Raw genomic sequence first — 17,502 nt, forward strand, 5'->3', positions numbered from 1 at the left:
TGCTACATCATGAAATCAGCTTTTAAGTCGGGTGCGGAAACGTTTCTTGGATCAACCTTTCGCCGTCGAGTTCGACCTTGCCGAGCCAATCGTGATGGACCACGGCATCAATCTCGCCGGGCTACTGGCCAGACGTATCTATGACTTGGGCGACGACGACCCACTCCCAAAAGTTCCCCTTAAATCCGTCGATGGCATCTTCGCCGGATCGGATCTCTTAGCGGTCGGACCGGGCCTGGAGTTCTCGTTGCCCTTCGTGCGTTCGCTGCGGCCAACCGCGATGCAGCATGACCTCGCGCTGCATGACCGTCGGGGGAAGCGAATGACGCAGATCACCCTGCGCGACGAGCGCAAGAACCTCCTCGACCATCGTCGCGCCATCAGTGTCCCTTTGGTCGTCGCCTTCGGAACGGGCGACGCCGGTCAAGTCGAACGCCTGCTGCGGGGCATCACGCATATCGGGGCGAAGCGATCCGGCGGACATGGCGCTGTAGAGGCGTTCCGCATCACGCAGCTTGACCACCCGCACGCCGGGTTCGCCAACCGTGATGGTAAGCCAACGCGCGCCGTTCCTCTGCCAGTATGGCAGTCGATGAACCTGCCACCCGCGCCCGTGCGATATCTCGTCGCACGACTACCGCGGTGGTCGGCCCCCCGCGAACCTTGCGTCGGCCCGCGTGACTGGCGCATCGAGTTCGAAACACTCGACCGCGAGTTCGGCCTGTGACCGCTGCGGAACTGCTCGCCACCCGCGTCGCGCCCCTGTGGATGCCGACCGGAATGGTGGCGGGCCAACACCTCGCCTACGCGATGGCAGCGCTCGGTCAGCGGCATCGAAAAGCCGACGGCACGTCACTCACGCAGTTCAACACGGGCGGCCTTGTCGTGCGCGAGGCGACCATCCTGGCACTCACCGACTGCCACCCGATCAGCACCCCTGTCGCGCTGCAGCTGCGGCCGCCATCCAAAGCGCGGCTTGCCGTCATCGAAGACATCCGCGCGCATGGCCCGCCACTGCTAGCGGTGCTGTTTGCCAAGGGGGCGCTCGACATTCGCGCCTGGGCATGCAGCACGCCGGATGAGGTGGTGATCAACGGCGTTGCAGGGCCGGAGGAGACCGCAGCGATGGAAGATGTCGCGGAACTGCGCGCTCTGCCGGGTACGCCGCGAGATTGGCGCAGGATGGCGTCGCTCTGTGCGGATGCCCTCGCGGACTTGGCCAAAGCCCCAACCCTGCATGCCGAGGCCGACAAGATGGGCAAGAAACACGAGATCGCCCGCGAGCAGGTGCTGGATGTAGCCTATCGCCTTCGGCGCGCGACCGGCCTGACCTTCGACCTCGCGGCCACTGACGCATGACCGGAAACGCTAACACACCCCGCGTCATCGCCCGTGACGTGCTGCTTCAAATAGCCCCCGACGCTGACCGCTACGGGGTCCACGCCGCGCTGGACGCGCGATGGGGTCGCCGCGGCGAGGTTGGCTTCCTCTGGACGCTCGGGCGAGTAGAGGGCACGCGCGCCGCGCGCGTTCGCCTTCCGCCTGAGCATGCCGATGGCAATTCGGGCCTCCCGATCCTTGCCCCTGCGCTGGGTGCACGGTTCGGGTTCCGCCTCTGCGCGAACATCACCCAGAAGGATCGCAACACCGGCAAGCGGCGCTCCTGGGTGCGCGAAGACATCGCACCGCGCCGGGGATGGCTCGACCGCCGCGGGGCCGAACACGGCTTCAGCATCGAGGCGGTGCAGATTGACGTGGGCCGCTGCTTCATCCGCAAGGGGCGAGGCTTCTGGATCGACGAGACCCAATTTGCCGGGTCGCTCCAGGTCGAGAACGCTGAGGCTTTCACCGCCGCCCTCGCGGGCGGCGTCGGCCAGCGAGGCGCCTTCGGCTTCGGCCTGCTTGAAACCTTCGCCCCCTCACCCCGGACGGAACACGCATGATTACGCTGCTGCTCGACGGCACCATCACCGCCGTTTCGCCCATCGCCATCATCCTGCCCGGCAGCGAAGACCGGCGAACTCCGGCAGGCGCGCCGCGCAAGCGGCTGCTGCGGAACGGCGAGATGGTGGAAACGGTCTACGTCCCGCCCTCCAGCCTCCGGGGTCGCCTGCGCCATCTGCTGACCAGCGAGGTGATGCGCCTCCAGCACGAGCAGGACGGGCGCGTGTTCACGCCGGAGAACTACATCGACACGGCGCTGGGCGGCGTAAAGGACCGAAAGGCGGAGGGGGCCGATGAGCGCCTGGTGGATTTGGCGGGCATCCGCCAACTGCGCGAACGCAATCCCATCGTCTCCTTGTTCGGCTCGATGGTGTCGCGCGTCGCGGGACGCCTGATGGTGGGCGACCTGACGCCGCTTGATCCGGTGGCTTCAGTTCCCACGGGAAGGTCGGTACGCGCCGATCCCTTCGTCCGCAATCCAGCGGTGATCGGATTGCTCGACAAGGACCTGTTCGGCCAATTCACGCAGCTCAACGCGCTGCGCACGCAAGCTAATCGCGACGAAGATCAGAGCGAAATCGTCAAGCGTAGGGCTGTCGTTGCGAAGCGCGAGGGGCGCGCGAAGGATGACGTGGACGCGCTGGAACAGGAGGCGAAGGCGCTAGCGGAGAAAGCCGCGGTGGGCTTCAAGTCCGCTGGCGGTGCCGTGAACATCCAGCAACTGCTGGACGGTTACGATGTCATCCCCGAAGGCACCGTCATGGCTCAGCGCACGCGGCTGTTGGATGCGACGGAGACGGAGGTGGCGCTGCTTCTGCTTGCGTTGCACCTCTTCGCGCAGCGACCCCTGATCGGTGGCCACACGGCGCATGGCTGTGGCGAGGTGATGGGAAGTTGGGAGTTGCGTGTTGTCGAAGGGGGCAGCGAGCGCAAGGCCGGATCGGCGCTGATCGAACCATTCGCCGGGCTCTCGGTGGAGAGCGAGGACGGGCTGCTGAAGCGGGCGATGGATCGTGCACTGAATTTCAAGGAGGAGGCGTTGGGCTACGATTTCCGTGGTGCTTGAGATGGCCTTTCTCCCACCATTTCAAAGTGTTGGACTATGAGCGGATGCAGCCGCCCCGAATTTGGGGGCGGACTTCAGGAGCACCGCGGCGCACGGGCACATGCCTTCCGATGCAGCCGCCTCGAATTTGGGGGCGGACTTCAGGTATGCAGCCAGTCCGACCAGCGCGAGGGAGTATGCAGCCGCCCCGCATTTGGGGGCGGACTTCAGGGTGTCGGCGATGATGAATTCGCCCAGCGTCGATGCAGCTGCCCCGGATTTGGGGGCGGACTTCAGGTTCGTCGCGCCGAACGTGCAGGGCCGCGTGGGTGCAGCCGCCCCAGATGTGGGGGCGGACTTCGGGGTCTTGGCGTAGTCCTCCGGCATGAAGTTGATGCAGCCGCCCCGGATTTGGGGGCGGACTTCAGGACCCGCCCGCGACGTGTGCAACGGAGGAACGATGCAGCCGCCCCGGATTTGGGGGCGGACTTCAGGGGCATGCAGCCGGAGCAGATCCGGCGGAACGATGCAGCCGCCCCGGATTTGGGGGCGGACTTCAGGACAACGCCCGGCTGGCGCGCGAGCGGGATGGATGCAGCCGCCCCGGATTTGGGGGCGGACTTCAGGGTGTTGGTCAGGCCATACCAACCGTCCAGGGTGCAGCCGCCCCGGATTTGGGGGCGGACTTCAGGTACGGGGTGACCGATGCCGGCATCCAGCGGGTGCAGCCGCCCCAGATTTGGGGGCGGACTTCAGGTACATCCCGCTAACCTCAAGCGGCGTGATGATGCAGCCGCCCCGGATTTGGGGGCGGACTTCAGGTTCTGCTCGGTCCATTCATCGACCGTGGCGCAGGTGGCCGCCCCGATATGGGGGCGGACTTCAGGGATCCGACGACCGGATCCCGTCGGCCTCGGTGAAGCCGCCCCGAATTTGAGGGCGGACCTCAGGTACTATGCCCTCGCCTACATCATGCGGACGACGCAGCCGCCCCGCAATTGGGGGCGGACTTTAGGTACGACGTTCTGGAAGACAACATGGATCGAATGAAGCCGCCCCCGTGTTGGGGGCGGATTACACAGGCGGCACTGCAAGCGGCGCCGCCCACTTGCGACATGAACCCAGGCCCGTGCGAGACTGACGCATGGGCCTGGGAGTTCGCACCGCATGATCCCTGACTTCGGCGCGCTTTCGCGTGCTTTGAACCTTGAAGAACGAGCATTCCAGACGGCCCTCTCCAGCATGGTGAGCGACGCCCTCAAGCCCGGCACGCCCGTCACCGTCGCAGTGCAGGCCGGGACTGGCATCGGGAAGACTTGGGCGGTGACGCATCCGGCCCTCGCCGCCGCCGCGGCTGGGCGACGTGTCGTCTGGTCGACCCACACGATCTTCCAGCGCGAGCAAGTGATTGAGACCATGCGGAAGGCGCGCGGTGCCCTGCCCGACATTCCCGCCGTTGCGGAGCGCCGGGGTCGCTCTGACTACGTCTCGCCGAGCCGTACCAACCGCTTGCGGCATGCCCTGGAAGCTCGTGGCGAGGCCAAGGAGACGCTGGGGCTTCTCGACGACCTGGCAAGGGCCGGCGGCCTGTTGGCAGCCTTCACGCGCGAACGGGGCGATCTCCCAGTCGCGCCCCGCCTCGTCTGCTTGACCGCCGCTTGCCCGGATGAGGAACAGGCCGACTACGAGGCCCAGAAGCACGTGGCGGAAGGTGCGGGGATCGTGGTGCAGACCCATGCACTGACCTTGCTGCAGGCGCGCTTCGGACGGCTGACGGCCGACCTAATCATCTTCGACGAAGCCGACACACTGCCCAGCGTCGCAGCGGGCGCCGTCGAGACGCGCCTGCCGCTCGACGACATCGCCGTCCTGGCCGAACAGGTGAATGCCGGAACCGCGCCGCTGATCGACGCGCTCCGCGCACGCGCGAACGACCGCATCGTCTGGTGCGATCAGCCGATGTCGAAGTTGGTAATTGGCCTCGCGCAGCAGCTGAGCGCGCAGGCCCGCGCATCACGCGACACCGCCCCTGAGCTGGCGGAGGCACTCGACGACATGGCCGAGGAGCTGCGGGACTTTGGGCGTCGTGGACTACCGCCGACCGAACGCGACGGCGATGTAGAGGACCAGCACTCGCGCCGCGTCGGGGCCGCACTCATCGAGGATGCGGGACCCACTCTGGCAGTGGCCGCAGTCGATGCGGCGGGGTGGCTTGGCCACAGGCTGAAGGACCGCCAGGTGGTCCTGATGTCGGCCACGCTCGGTCGTCACGACGAAGAACTCGACGAAGTGCGACGCGCGTGCCGACGTCTGGGCTTCTTCGACGTGGCCTCTACCACCATCAGCCCTTTGCAGTTTGGCACGGTCAGGTTCCATCTGGCCGCGCGCGATATCCCGCCGCCTTTCAAGAATGACCGGGAACCCGACCCGCGTTTCTTCGACGTCGCGGCGGATATGGTGCGACAGGCGGCGCGGAATGGGCGAACCCTAGTGTTGTGCGCGAGCTTCGCGGATGTGGAGGAACTCGCGCAGCGCCTTGATAAAGGCGTGATTTTCCATCGGCGTGGGGAGCGGCTTTCGCCGCTGACAGCCCGGCTTGAAGCGGAACCGGGCGCGGTACTGGTCACGCCCGGCGCGTGGGCCGGTCTGGACCTGAAGGATGGCATCGAGAACGTCGTGATCGTGCGCCTGCCCTTGGGCCGCCCGGACGCGCTAAGACAGGAACTGCTGTCCCGCTTGCTGGAACGGCGCGGCATGTCCGCCGTCGACGCCAGGAATATCCTGGCCGCTGAGGCGCGCGGCGACGCCATGCGTCGCATGACACAGGGCATGGGGCGAGGCGTGCGCCAGCCTGACCATCACTGCGATGTGTGGATCGCGGATCCTCGCTTTCCACTTCCAGCCGGCATGGTCGCTGACGTGCGGCGGGGCATCACACAAGGCGCTGCGACGGGGTGGGAGGAGTTTGCAAAGTCCATCCCGCTTCGGTTCCGGCGGCCTTCTGGGCGCAGCGCGTACGACCGGGCAAAGGTGTTCCAGCCCGCTGCGATTGTCGCTACCTGAGGCCGCAGGTGATCTTCCTTCGGCTCGATGACCCGGATGCGACCCAGTTCCATCTGGCAGGTGCTGAACGCTTGGACGGGACGCGTTGCACCTTCACCGACACAGACGGGCAGGCACTTGGGCATGCCATCATCCGCATGGTTGCGCCTGACACGCTGGAACTGGCCGACGCGCAGATGTTCAGCGCTGGCCAGGGCTTCCGCGTGCTGCGCGAGGACATGGTGACTGCTGTCGCCGTCAGTCGCGGAGAAGTCGTCAGGCGCCGCGAGCAGGCTGCATTCCGGCGCCGCGTGGGCGAGGCGTGGGGATGGCGCTGCGCGATTACGGGCGAGACGGTGCGCGAGGTACTGGAGGCTGCGCACTTGCCGGGATCATCCTGGCGCGCGGGCGATAACCGAGCAGTGGACGGCATCCTCTTGCGGCTCGACCTGCATCGCTTGATGGATGCGGGGCTGCTTCGGATCGAAGGTGGCAGTGTCCGGGTCTCAGTGGGCAACTACGCCGCGCTGGACGGAGCCCAAATGATTTGGCCACGGCGTAAACCAAGGCGCGGAACGAACGATTAGTATGCACGGCGGGGAGAAGGTTGGAGAGACTTGAGCATCAAACCTGAGGGATATGTTTACATAATTCAAAACAGCAGGATGCGCGGTGTCCTGAAGATTGGCTTCACCACGAAAAGCCCTGTACTGCGGGCTACCGATATTCATGGATTTGGCGGCGTCGCGATGCCCGGAAAGACAGTGGTAATCTTCGAACTTTTCGTGCCCGACGCACGTGCTGTTGAAAAGGAAGTCCACTCCCGCCTTTCCAGCTATCGACAGAAGGGTTCCGCCGGCGGTCGGCGCGTACGGACTGAGTGGTTTAGCTGCTCTATCGATATTGCGCGGGAATGTATCCTGGAGGCCACAAGAGCGCTCGCCGGGCCGAGGGGAGGCCTTGGTCAATACGCCACGGGTATGGATGCTGTGCGGCGCGCGCAGGCGATGCACGATGAGATGAAGCGCGAGCGCCCGGGGGTGCCTCGTCCCGTAACCAGTCAGACGGATGTCGTGACGCGGGCTCTGGCCATGCGCCGGGAACTTGACGCAGAGATGCGCGCTAAGAAGCGGCGTTAAATGCCCAGCCTTCAGGACGAAGCTCGCCGGGCGTCGCCGAGCGGTTCGCCCTGCGGCACCTCGCGTCCCAAACACGATGAGTTTGCGTTGGGCGTCGATGGGAGACGGCGGTGCTGCTGGTGCCCAGTAGCGCGGCCAGCGTCTCGTACTCCTCCACCAATTCCTGTGCCCCTGAAGGCACCGCCAGCGGCTTTCCGCCGCCGCCCGGCCCCCTCTCCTCTCCCCGGGTCGGGCTTGCCCTGCAGTGCCTTCAGCGCGGCCTGGACGCGCCCGATCTCCGCTGCGATCCGGTCGGCGCGGGCGTAGCCGCTGGTCTGGGCGCGGCGGCTGCGCAGCTGCGCCTTGGCGGCCTGCAGTTCCTCGACGCTGTCGAGGCGCGCCGGCTTGTCCATGTGTTCGGTGTGGATGGTCGCCGCCTGATCAGACGGTGTCGCGGCGGCCGACAGGCTGCGCGGCCGGTGCAGCTCCGCCAAGGCGTCGGATCGAAAGTCGAGCTCGCTTCGCATGCTGTAGTCCTCGAACCATTCGGCCATGCGCTTAGCTTCCGGCGCCCTCCGGTGCGAGGACTGCATCGGTGCCCCATGGGCATTTCGCCCGCGCCACCCACACCGTCATGCCGTTCGGCGCGTATTGATCCTTCCGCATCTTCACCACACCAGGAGCGATCTCCGCCGCCTCGTGCAAGCCCAGTTCCTTCTGGACCCTCGATGTCGGGCCAGAGGGCACGTGTAAGCGGTTGCCGATTGGTTTCATCAGCAACCACACAGGCCCGTAGCTGCTGCGTTTGAGCCGGGCCGGTACGCGCACCTTGCCGCGCCAGAGCCCCGTAAATCGCCACACGCCGCCTTGACCGTCGAGTTCGGCCCGCAGCTTCTCCATCTGCGGAATTGCCTCAGCCCGTGCCTGCGCGAGCTTGTCCGCCCTCGCCTGTGCCATCGCCTTTGCCTCCGCGCTGGAGATGGAAGGCGCGAGCGCCGCTTTAGACCACATCGTCCGCACCATGGAGTTGAACCTGGCCTCAGGCATGGCTGTTGGCCAAAATGGTCGCGTCCGCACTGCTTCCGTCGCGCGGGCCGCAGCCAGGATCTCATCGAGGCACCGCAGCGCCGGTGCGTGCTGGGCGGATGATCCGCCCCACTCCAACTCGCGCCACGGTAGAACGAAGGACAGGGTTGGCTCCCGCACTGTGCCTTCCCGCATGACGCGCCGCGCCAGGAGCCGCACGTCAGGCCACAGAACCCCTCCGATCAGCCTCTCGGCGGCAATCGCGGCCTCCAGCACCTCCGGCCCGGCTATCCATGCGCCCGTACCGATGACATCCCAGTCAGACCTGGAGAAGGCGCCCCGGCCGCGCAGTAGGCTTGTCCAGGCAATAGCCTTGTCCTTCAGCCGCTCGGTCCAGACCTTCTCCGCAGCTACCCCAGCGAGACCAAGAAATGCCTGAGCGACTACTGTTTCCGCATGCGCCGCCTCGCACAGGCCCGCGAACGGAGTAACCCGGCGCACATTCGTCTTCTGATTGGGAGCCTTCCACACATGCAGCGCAGTAACGCCCAGACCAAACCAGAGCGCCATCGCCGCATGCCCGGCCTCGTGCAAAGCCGTCAGGCGTCTCTCGGACGCCACAAAACGCGCGTTCACCCAACCCTCACCGTCATGTTCAACGTATTGCAATCCCAAGCTCGTTTCGAACCCCGGTCGCATAGGCATAGATGTCGCGCCAACGGCCCGCGCAGCTAATGCAATTTCTGCAGGTGAAGGATGGATGCCGTCCATAATCCGCACGGCCGGTCAAAGGTCCCGCTTCTGGCCGGGCGCGCCCGTGGTTATCGGCCGTCGGGCCACGGCGATGCCGAACAGATACTGCGGTCCACCTTCCGCGCTATCGCTCCGGCGCTGATCACCCGCCGAGCCGGACAGCATCCATGACGCCAGCCGACGGCGCGCTCAACACGATTATGAAAAGAATACATATCCGTTCGCAATTCGGATCGAATATCTGAGGCCCCGCCGGGCCTGCGGCAATTGCTTGGGCGGGATTACCGGCGACGTGCGGCAGGGATCCTGCTCAGCACGAAGATCACCCGCGAAGTGAGAGAGATGTTCAAAACAATCGCTATTGCATGCACCACGGTGCTTGCTCTCGTTACCGCCGCTTTGTCACCCGCCTTCGCACAGGACCAGTGGCTCTTCAGGGAATTTTCGCCCGGGGGGCAATTCCCGGCCTGTGTCGGGGCAAGCTCGCCAACGACCTTTCGCAACACTGGGGTGTCGGTCACTGTGTAGTGGTTCGATGGAGACGACGCGCTGGTAGTTCAGGTCCACAACAGATACTGGAACATTCGCGCGCGTGCTGATGCGCCGATGGTCGTGCAGTTCGACCGGAATAGACCTTTCGAGGTATCGGCCGTGGGTTACCCGCCAAGCGAGACGCAATCCGGTTCCATGGTGCAGTTCCGCGTCGGCCGGAGCGAGGCCGGCATTCGCTTTGGAAACGAAATCGTCAACGGCAATCTCATGCGGATCGCCTTCGCCGCTCCGGACGTGCCGGTGCTGGCGGTGCCTCTGCGCGGATCAGCGGTTGCGCTTACGCAGATGCGCGAATGCCTAGTCCGGCGCGGCGCCTTCCAGTTCATGGGTCCAGCGCGCCGGACTGATCCTACGGTGCAGGCGCTGCCTGATCCGACTGCCCCGGCGATCTCGGCCGCTTCCGGCCGCCGAACCTGAGAACACCGGCGGCGTCGTGGCGGCTAGCCCACGCCCGGCCTGCAATCGCCTGATCCGTTTGCACCTCAACGGCGCGCCGCGTGCCGCGTGGCTGCTCCACCACCCAGGTTTGATCCGGGCGGGCGGGCGGTCGCCGGCCAACAGGATGAACCTGTCAGTCAGGCCCGGCTTATGGATGAATGTCCTAATACACTACGCCGCCATCGTGCTCTTGCAGGCGCCGCGCGGTGGCGACCTGCTCCGTCTCCCAGTGCGTCGGGTCGCTGCGCCACACGGTCAGGTCTTCCGCCGTCGCGAAGCGCCCATCGGTGCTGACGCTCATCGCGTGATCCAGCGCGTCGCGCGCGGTGCAGCCGCCAGCAATCAGGCTGCGCCCCCCCTGCCAGCGCCGACCAGCGACCCGGCCCACCGCGCAGCACGACGACGATGCCGTTGCAGCGAGCCGCCAGCCCGTGGATCAGCGCCATGATGGGCGCCCGCGCTGCCAGGCTCTCACAGCTCGGGCAGGGGCGCCTGGAACGCCGACTGGGGCGTCGCGGTGGCCGACAGGCCCGTGCGCCCTGACCGCCCTGCGGGTGCCTCCCTGGCCCGCCGCAGGGCCATGTCCTCCAGGCCTCCTTGTGCTGCTCGATCTCCATGCGGGCGGTGTCCGTCTCGCGCTGCAGCCGTTCGAGATCCGCCTCGTACAGCAGACCGGCGGTAAACAGGGCGCGCATCTCACTGGCGATCTGATCGTGGTCGGCCGTGGATCCAGGATGCATCGGCGTGCCGGCGAGCTGCTCGTCGGAAAGCTGCCTTGTATTGGGGGTATCGGCTTCTCGTTGGGACCCCGGCGGGACCCGAGAGACTATCGATGGTAGCGGCGGGCGGACTTGAACCGCCGACCCCGGCATTATGAGTGCCGTGCTCTAACCAGCTGAGCTACGCCGCTATCCAGCGAGGGCCGCGAGTTAGGCCGCGGCCCGCGCCCTGTCAACCGTCCCGGCCGCGCGCAGGAAGCCGCCGCCGAGGACGCGATCCCCATCATACATCACGCAGGCCTGCCCCGGAGCGACGATGCCGGGCGCAGCCAGAGCCAGCCGCGCCTCGCCCCTTGCCGCATCCCAGGCGACGACGGCCGCGCGGGGCACTTCGCGCGCGCGCAGCTTCACCGCGCACCGAACCGGGTCGGCGGGCGGATCGATAAGCCAGTTCACCTCGCCCACCAAGGCCTGCGTCGTCTCCAGCGCGCCGCGGGGGGCGAGCACGACGCGTCGCCGCCCGGCATCCACCCCGGCGACGTAAAGCCGTTCATCGCCGTCCCAGGACGCCGCGCCGAGGCCCCGGCCCTGCCCGACCGTGTAGCGGGCGATACCGGCATGGGCGCCGAGCACGCGCCCATCGGCATGGACGACCTCGCCGGGGGCCACGGCATCCGGGCGCAGCCGGGCCACCAGCGAATCGTAGCGACCTTCCGGCACGAAGCAGATGTCCTGGCTGTCGGGCTTGTCCGCGACGGCCAGGCCCAGGCGCGCCGCCACGGCGCGCACCGCCGCCTTGTCGGGGTATCCGCCCAAGGGGAAGCGCGCGAAGTCCAGCTGGTCCCGCGTCGTGGCCGCGAGGAAATAGGACTGGTCGCGCGCCGGGTCGGCCGCACGGTGCAGTTCGGGGCCATCCGGGCCATCGATGCGGCGCGCGTAGTGGCCGGTGGCCAGCGCCTCGCAGCCGAGGTCGCGGGCCAGGGCGACCAGGTCGCGGAACTTCACCGTCTGGTTGCAGCGGATGCAGGGGACGGGCGTCTCGCCACGGGCGTAGGTGTCGGCGAAGTCGCCGATCACCTCGCGCCTGAACACCTGCTCGCGATCGAGGACGTAGTGCGGGACGCCGAGGCGATCGGCGACGTCGCGCGCGTCGTGGATGTCCTGGCCGGCGCAGCAGGCACCCTTCTTCTGGATGGCCGCGCCATGGTCGTACAGCTGCAGCGTGGCGCCGACGACGTCGTGGCCTTCCTCGGCCAGCAGGCCGGCGACGACGGAGGAATCGACGCCCCCCGACATGGCGACCAGGATCTTCATGGCTGCACGGCGCCCGTCATGACGCGACGTCCAGCCCCTGCTGCCAGAAGCGCTGCTCCAGCCGCGCGGCCTCGGCGAAATCCGCCGCGAGCCGGGCGAAGCGTGCCTCGCCACCGTGGCTCACACCGAGCGCGTCGATGCGCAGCGCGGCGGCGCGAGCCATGGCCTGGTAATCCTCGGATCCGTAGGTATCGATCCAGGACTGGTAGGCATTGCCCTCCAACTGTCGCGCCGGATCGGCGAGCACGCGCAAGGCCACCTCCCCATACCCCACGGTGCAGGGCACCAGCGCCACTTCCAGGTCCAGGATGTCGCCGAACAGCCCGCGATCGAGCACCCAGCGGGTGTAGGAAACGGTCTCGGCGGATTCCGGCGTGGCGATCACCGCGGCCTCGTCCAGGCCCCAGCCGGCGCAGTACTTCAGGTGCAGCTTGGTCTCGTCGAGGATGGCAAGCACCGCGGCGGCCTTGTCGCGCATGGCGGCCAGGCTCTCGCCCTTGACCACGGCCAGCGCCTTCGCGCGGGCGAAATGGATCAGGAACAGGTAGTCCTGGATCAGATAGGTGCGGAAAGCCGGTAGCGGCAGCGACCCGTCCGACAGGCGCTGCACGAAGGGGTGCCACGTATAGCCCGACCAGGCATCCGCCGCGGCCGCGCGCAGCCGGCGGAACAGGCCGCCTTCCGCGCCGAAATCGGTCTCCCAGCGCGGCGCGGCCATCGCCTCAGCCGCCCGCGTTGCGGCTGCCGGCAGGCAGCTTCACCACCAAGCCGTCCAGCTTGTCGGTCATGATCAGCTGGCAGCCCAGGCGCGACGTCTCCTGCAGGTCGAAGGCGAGGTCGAGCATGTCCTCCTCATCCTCGGTCGGGCTGGCGAGCTTGGCGAACCAGGTCGGGTCCACCACGACATGGCAGGTGGAGCAGGCGAGTGAGCCCTCGCAGGCGCCCTCGATATCGACATCGTGGCGGTGCGCGATCTCGAGCACCGAAAGCCCGAGCGGTGCATCCACTTCCTTGCGCGACCCATCGCGCAACACGAAGACCATCTTCGGCATAGACCTACTCCGCCGCCCTGCTTGTTCCGGAAACCGCGCGCGACCATCCCTCCGCGAGCATCGCGGCGGCACGGTCCACATCGGCGGGCGAGGTAAAGCGTCCGATGCCGATCCGCAAGGTCGCGCGCGCCCGGGCATCGTCCAGCCCGATGGCGCGCAGGACATAGGAGGGTTCGACCTCGGCCGAGGAACAGGCCGATCCGGTGGAGACGCAGACGCCAGGTGCTGCCGCCATGATGGCCTGCGCCGAGACGCCGCCGGGGAAGGCGATGTTCAGGTTGCCGGTCACGCGCGGGGCCTCGGGCGCGTTGATCGTGATGCCTGGCACGGCGGCTTCCAGGGCGGCCAGGAAGCGTTCCCGCTGGCCGCCGATGCGGCCTGAATCCAGCATGTGCTCGATGGCGGCGATCCGCGCCGCTTCCCCGAAGCCGACCACCAGCGGGGCCGGCAGCGTGCCCGAGCGCAGGCCGCGTTCCTGCCCGCCGCCGGAGACCAGCGGCGCGATGCGCACGCGCGGGCGGCGGCGGACATACAGCGCGCCGATGCCCTTGGGACCGTAGATCTTGTGGGCGGAGAGCGAGAGCAGGTCGGCACGGATGTCCGCCACATCCAAAGCGATGCGGCCGGCCGCCTGGGCGGCATCGGTGTGGAACAGCGCGCCGGCCTCCTTGGCGATGGCGCCGATGGCGGCGAGGTCCTGGATCACGCCGATCTCATTGTTCACGGCCATGACGGAGACGAGCAGCGTGCGGTCATCCACCGCGTCGCGCAGCGTGTCGGGGTCGAGCAGCCCGTTGCCATCCACCGGCAGGAACACCGGCTCGAAGCCTTCCTCGGCCAGCGCCTTGACGCTTTCGAGGACGCATTTGTGCTCGGTTGCAACGGTGACGATGCGGCGGCGGTCGGAGCCCTGGGAGGCGGCGAAGCGCGCGGCACCCTTGATGGCGAGGTTGTTGGCCTCGGTGGCGCCGGAGGTCAGGACGATTTCCTTGGCGTCGGCGCCGATCAGGTCGGCGATGTGGGCGCGGGCCTGTTCGACGGCCTCTTCCGCGGCGCGGCCCATGGCGTGTTCGACGGAGCCGGGGTTGGCGAAATTCTCCTCCCACCACGGGCGCATGGCGGCGAGGACGCGCGGATCGACGGGCGTGGTGGCGTGGCAGTCGAGGTAAATGGGGCGGTTGGGCGGGGCGGTCATCGAGGCAACATGGGCTGAATGAGGGAGAAGTGGGAGAGCAACTTATGGTTGAAGAAGTCGTCAAAAGTGTCGGTTTTGGACAAATTGTCAGTTGGGGCGCGGCTGCCGAAATGGAACACACCAATGCTACGCGGCATCAGAGGTGCCATCCCATGGCTTGATGAGGACGAACTGATCCCAACGCAGCACCCTCCAGATCGGGGGCATCATGTTACTAGGAAATAATACTTAAAGCAAGCCCGAGGACGCACGTCTTCGGCGCATAAGTTTTGCTGCAACCGTTGCCATGATGTTTTACGATTGCGTCTGCTCTTCTCGAGCAATCGATACGCACCCTTCCCGGCCTGCTGCGAGGCTCGTCACGACATCGTTAGCACCTGAGAATGAGGCTCTTCATCCAGGCCATCGAACTCTCGAGTGCCCAAGCAGTCTGTTTTTCGTTGAATGCAGGCGGCGGTTGGCTTCCCGCCCCGTGACCGTGTGGGTTTCGCACGTGCTTAAAGAACGCCTTCAGCAATTCGGCTTCCCACGGCGCGATGAAACGGCCGTTTTGCTGGCTAACCAAGTTGTCGATGTAGGCGCTTGCGCCATTCTCGTTTCCGCGGGTCCATCCCTTCTGATCGCTGATGACCTTCACCACGCTTTCAAGTGCTTTGGCTACGTGGAACGCCGCGTCGGCACGGCGTCCATCAGCAGCGTGGAATGCCTCCTTCAGTTCGATTTCGGCGTTCGCCCAAACGGCGTCGCGCAGCAATGCCCAGCACGGCTCTGACAACCTGCTCTGGATGAGTCCATCCTGTGCAAACTGAAGAAGCCCGTTGTGGTAGTGAAATTCCAGCCCGGCAGCTCGCATCCTGGCGTTCAACTCCGTGATCGCCTGTTCGACCATGGCTCGTGCGGCTACGGCGTCTGGTGCGCCCACTTCCCGCCCCAGGATTCTCGCCAGTCCGGGCTTCCGCGCCGACGCGGCCTGTCGTGCAACCCGCTCCTCGATCGCACGGAACAGCAGCTCGACAAGACTAAGGCGAGACTTCAAAAAATAATCGGCACTGCCGTGGGAATCGTTCCACAGATCGTACGGCTGCAACAGGAAACCACCGCACACTGCATCGTACGTTTCCCCGTTTACGAGGCGACCGACGCCCAACTCGCGCGCCAGTGCGTTATGCACGTCACGGAAAAACTCGGGCTGCAGGGCGAGCGCGGGAGTCAAATCGCTGAAAACGATGTGGGCGACCTGACGAGGAAACGATGAAACTCCGGCGGAGGATGGTCCCGCCACCACAGTTGTTGCTGGTACCGGGTCATGAGGATATCGTGCAGCACTCTTTGAACTCTCCGGCCAAAGCGCTTCCTGATTACATTGCTCGTTCCGCTTATGTGAAGAAGCGATGAGGCGTGGGGTGGCGGAGCAGACCGGCGCTAGCGCCGCTCCTGAGAACCCAGCCAAGCAATAAAGCGACGTCCAGCACAGCGTCAGCCACCCTCTAGTCGTGCCGTACCCTGTGAGCGACTTCATCCAAGTCCGGTTTCGGGTAGGCTGCCGCTTGCGGCACAGGGGAAACGAAACAATGGCAGGCCAGGCCATCACCTTGAGGCTGACGATCGAAGACCCGTTCCCCGGCGTCGCCTACAGCCTTCAGAACAAGAAAAGCGAGCCGGTCGGAGAGGTCATCGCCGGCGACGACCCCATCTCCTTCGACGTACCGCTACGGATGGCGCCGGGACCGAGATTCCTTGGCGATTTCGTCCGTAGCGAAGGTCCGACTAGACGCTTCATCTACATCGCAATCGGCGTGCAGGCCGGCCAGCGTCCCTCGGCCTGGAGCCGGCGCGCCAAGATCGACATCCACCTGCTGCCTCCGGCGCTGCTGGACAAGGCTCTCGAGGGCAACGTTCTTGAGGCCCTGCTTCCCGGCAAGGCCAAGGACGGTGGACCGGCCTGCGCGACAGTGCCGCCCATCGGCGCCTGGCGGGTCGCCGAGTAACCACGGCCGAATGCAGCAGGCCGGACCGCCCGCCGCTTGCCGGGTTCCGCTGGCCGCGTATCGTGGCGGCAAGCAACCCCAGGAAACACCCGCGTGGCGCCCAAGATCCTCATGATGGAGAGCCCGCTCTCCGACATCCCGACCGCGCGGGAGATCGCTCCGCCGGGGATGGAACTCACCATCGCCACCTTCGGCAGCGACGCCTTCAAGGCCGCCATCGGCGATGCCGATTTCCTCGTCGGCTTCGGCAACAAGGCGATCGATCCCGGCTTCTATGCCGCAGCACCCAAGCTGAAGCTCTTCCAGCTCCTGTCCGCCGGCTACGACACCGTGGACATCGAAGCCGCGCGCGGCGCCGGCATCCCCGTTTGCAACAATGGCGGCGCCAATTCCACCGCCGTGTCCGAGCACGCGCTGATGCTGATGATGGCAACCTGCCGGCGCCTGGTCTGGCAGCATGACAGCGTGGTCAGCGGCCGTTGGCGCGGCAACAACCCCGGCTCGGTGAAGCTGTTCGAACTGCGCGACAAGGTGCTCGGCCTGGTGGGCCTGGGTGCCATCGGCAAGAAGGTCGCGCGGCTGGCCAATGCCTTCGGCATGCGCGTGCAGTATTACGACATCAAGCGCGTGTCGGAAGCCGAGGAGGATGCGCTGTCCGTCCGCTTCCGCCTGCTGAACGAGGTCCTGCGGACGTCCGACATCGTCTCCCTGCACGTCCCGCTGACGCCGGCGTCGAAGCACATGATCGGCGCGGAGGCGCTGGCGATGATGAAGACCACCGCCTTCCTGGTGAACACCTGCCGCGGCCCGGTGATCGACGAGAAGGCGCTGATCGCGGCCCTCGATGGTGGGGTGATCGCCGGCGCAGGGCTCGATGTGTTCGACCAGGAACCGCCGCCGGCCGACAATCCACTGTTCAAGATGGATAATGTGGTGCTGACGCCGCATTACGCCGGCCCGACCTGGGACAACCAGCCGGCGCGCTTCCGCAACGCCTTCGACAATTGCCAGCGCGTGGCGCGGGGCGAAAAGCCGCTCTGGGTGATCCCGGAATTGCAGTAGGGCCGGGGTGGGTCCGCATCCTCCTCGGGTGCGGGCCAGCCCACGTGTCGCGGTCGCGCGATTGGAGCGTGATCGGTTCGCGTTCGTTCACCCATCACGCTCCAACCTGTTGTTTGGGCGCGTGATTCAGACCTTCGGTGCATGCGCACGTAGGGCCATCACGCTCTAGTTGCGATTTACTCTCAATCGCGCTAACTGCCGGAGTGCCCGCTGACGTTCACGCGATCCGCAGCCGGGCGATGCGATGGGCCGCA

General features: G+C 66.3%; 18 protein-coding genes, 1 tRNA gene and 1 CRISPR repeat array. Of the genes, 10 read left to right on the forward strand and 9 right to left on the reverse strand.

Going from position 1 to position 17,502, the window contains the following annotated elements; translation table 11 throughout:
* The first annotated feature begins 46 nt into the window (after nucleotides 1–46).
* From AAFN86_RS19560 to AAFN86_RS19590, 7 genes are all read left to right on the forward strand, one after another.
* Nucleotides 47–727, forward strand: a complete 681-nt coding sequence (locus AAFN86_RS19560) for a hypothetical protein (protein ID WP_347545230.1) — start codon at nucleotides 47–49, stop codon at nucleotides 725–727.
* Nucleotides 724–1,359 carry a hypothetical protein gene (locus AAFN86_RS19565; RefSeq protein WP_347545231.1) on the forward strand — a complete coding sequence of 212 codons (636 nt, stop codon included), beginning with the start codon at nucleotides 724–726 and terminating at the stop codon, nucleotides 1,357–1,359. Before AAFN86_RS19560 ends, AAFN86_RS19565 begins: the two co-directional genes overlap by 4 nt.
* 38 nt (nucleotides 1,360–1,397) lie before the next feature.
* A complete protein-coding gene (locus AAFN86_RS19570; protein WP_408906618.1) occupies nucleotides 1,398–1,943 on the forward strand; it encodes a type I-E CRISPR-associated protein Cas6/Cse3/CasE in 546 nt (181 codons plus the stop codon).
* Nucleotides 1,940–3,010, forward strand: a complete 1,071-nt coding sequence (locus tag AAFN86_RS19575) for an RAMP superfamily CRISPR-associated protein (protein WP_347545233.1) — start codon at nucleotides 1,940–1,942, stop codon at nucleotides 3,008–3,010. Before AAFN86_RS19570 ends, AAFN86_RS19575 begins: the two co-directional genes overlap by 4 nt.
* A gap of 43 nt (nucleotides 3,011–3,053) precedes the next feature.
* A CRISPR array of direct repeats spans nucleotides 3,054–3,812; the repeat unit is 36 nt; unit sequence GATGCAGCCGCCCCGGATTTGGGGGCGGACTTCAGG.
* A gap of 344 nt (nucleotides 3,813–4,156) precedes the next feature.
* Nucleotides 4,157–6,052 (forward strand): helicase C-terminal domain-containing protein, encoded by a 1,896-nt coding sequence (locus tag AAFN86_RS19580; RefSeq protein ID WP_347545234.1) that lies wholly within the window; start codon nucleotides 4,157–4,159, stop codon nucleotides 6,050–6,052.
* Between the two features lie 8 nt (nucleotides 6,053–6,060).
* Complete coding sequence (locus tag AAFN86_RS19585; RefSeq protein ID WP_347545235.1) at nucleotides 6,061–6,618, forward strand: HNH endonuclease signature motif containing protein; 558 nt, start codon at nucleotides 6,061–6,063, stop codon at nucleotides 6,616–6,618.
* 30 nt (nucleotides 6,619–6,648) lie between these two features.
* Nucleotides 6,649–7,170 (forward strand): GIY-YIG nuclease family protein, encoded by a 522-nt coding sequence (locus tag AAFN86_RS19590; RefSeq protein ID WP_347545236.1) that lies wholly within the window; start codon nucleotides 6,649–6,651, stop codon nucleotides 7,168–7,170.
* Nucleotides 7,171–7,181: 11 nt separating this feature from the next.
* Here AAFN86_RS19590 and AAFN86_RS19595 read toward each other — a convergent pair whose 3' ends face one another.
* Both AAFN86_RS19595 and AAFN86_RS19600 read right to left on the reverse strand, forming a co-directional pair.
* Nucleotides 7,182–7,703, reverse strand: a complete 522-nt coding sequence (locus tag AAFN86_RS19595) for a hypothetical protein (protein ID WP_347545237.1) — start codon at nucleotides 7,701–7,703, stop codon at nucleotides 7,182–7,184.
* A 4-nt stretch (nucleotides 7,704–7,707) separates the two neighbouring features.
* Nucleotides 7,708–8,844, reverse strand: a complete 1,137-nt coding sequence (locus AAFN86_RS19600) for a hypothetical protein (protein WP_347545238.1) — start codon at nucleotides 8,842–8,844, stop codon at nucleotides 7,708–7,710.
* 690 nt (nucleotides 8,845–9,534) lie between these two features.
* Between AAFN86_RS19600 and AAFN86_RS19605 the strand changes: the two genes are divergently transcribed.
* Nucleotides 9,535–9,897: a hypothetical protein gene (locus AAFN86_RS19605; RefSeq protein WP_347545239.1), complete on the forward strand. Its 363-nt coding sequence runs from the start codon at nucleotides 9,535–9,537 to the stop codon at nucleotides 9,895–9,897.
* 184 nt (nucleotides 9,898–10,081) lie between these two features.
* Here the strand turns inward: AAFN86_RS19605 and AAFN86_RS19610 are convergent, their stop codons facing one another.
* From AAFN86_RS19610 to AAFN86_RS19640, 7 genes are all read right to left on the reverse strand, one after another.
* On the reverse strand, nucleotides 10,082–10,219 hold the full coding sequence (locus tag AAFN86_RS19610; RefSeq protein WP_347545240.1) for a hypothetical protein: 138 nt from the start codon (nucleotides 10,217–10,219) through the stop codon (nucleotides 10,082–10,084).
* 532 nt (nucleotides 10,220–10,751) lie between these two features.
* Nucleotides 10,752–10,828 (reverse strand) — tRNA-Met (locus AAFN86_RS19615).
* A gap of 19 nt (nucleotides 10,829–10,847) precedes the next feature.
* Nucleotides 10,848–11,951, reverse strand: coding sequence for a tRNA 2-thiouridine(34) synthase MnmA (gene mnmA / locus AAFN86_RS19620; protein ID WP_347545241.1), 1,104 nt, complete (start codon nucleotides 11,949–11,951; stop codon nucleotides 10,848–10,850).
* A gap of 16 nt (nucleotides 11,952–11,967) precedes the next feature.
* Nucleotides 11,968–12,669, reverse strand: a complete 702-nt coding sequence (locus AAFN86_RS19625) for a TenA family protein (protein ID WP_347545242.1) — start codon at nucleotides 12,667–12,669, stop codon at nucleotides 11,968–11,970.
* A gap of 4 nt (nucleotides 12,670–12,673) precedes the next feature.
* Entirely contained in the window at nucleotides 12,674–13,003 is a 330-nt protein-coding gene (locus AAFN86_RS19630) for a ferredoxin family 2Fe-2S iron-sulfur cluster binding protein (RefSeq protein WP_347545243.1), read from the reverse strand.
* Nucleotides 13,004–13,007: 4 nt separating this feature from the next.
* Entirely contained in the window at nucleotides 13,008–14,198 is a 1,191-nt protein-coding gene (locus AAFN86_RS19635) for an aminotransferase class V-fold PLP-dependent enzyme (protein ID WP_347545244.1), read from the reverse strand.
* 370 nt (nucleotides 14,199–14,568) lie between these two features.
* Nucleotides 14,569–15,480 (reverse strand): hypothetical protein, encoded by a 912-nt coding sequence (locus AAFN86_RS19640; protein WP_347545245.1) that lies wholly within the window; start codon nucleotides 15,478–15,480, stop codon nucleotides 14,569–14,571.
* A 289-nt stretch (nucleotides 15,481–15,769) separates the two neighbouring features.
* On the opposite strand from AAFN86_RS19640, the gene AAFN86_RS19645 reads away from it, so the two are divergent.
* Together AAFN86_RS19645 and AAFN86_RS19650 are read left to right on the forward strand one after the other, a co-directional pair.
* A complete protein-coding gene (locus AAFN86_RS19645) occupies nucleotides 15,770–16,186 on the forward strand; it encodes a DUF5990 family protein (RefSeq protein WP_347545246.1) in 417 nt (138 codons plus the stop codon).
* A 93-nt stretch (nucleotides 16,187–16,279) separates the two neighbouring features.
* Nucleotides 16,280–17,248, forward strand: a complete 969-nt coding sequence (locus AAFN86_RS19650; protein WP_347545247.1) for a 2-hydroxyacid dehydrogenase — start codon at nucleotides 16,280–16,282, stop codon at nucleotides 17,246–17,248.
* The last annotated feature ends 254 nt before the right edge of the window (nucleotides 17,249–17,502 follow it).

The organism is Roseomonas sp. CAU 1739 (assembly GCF_039839775.1).
Classification (GTDB): Bacteria; Pseudomonadota; Alphaproteobacteria; order Acetobacterales; family Acetobacteraceae; genus Neoroseomonas.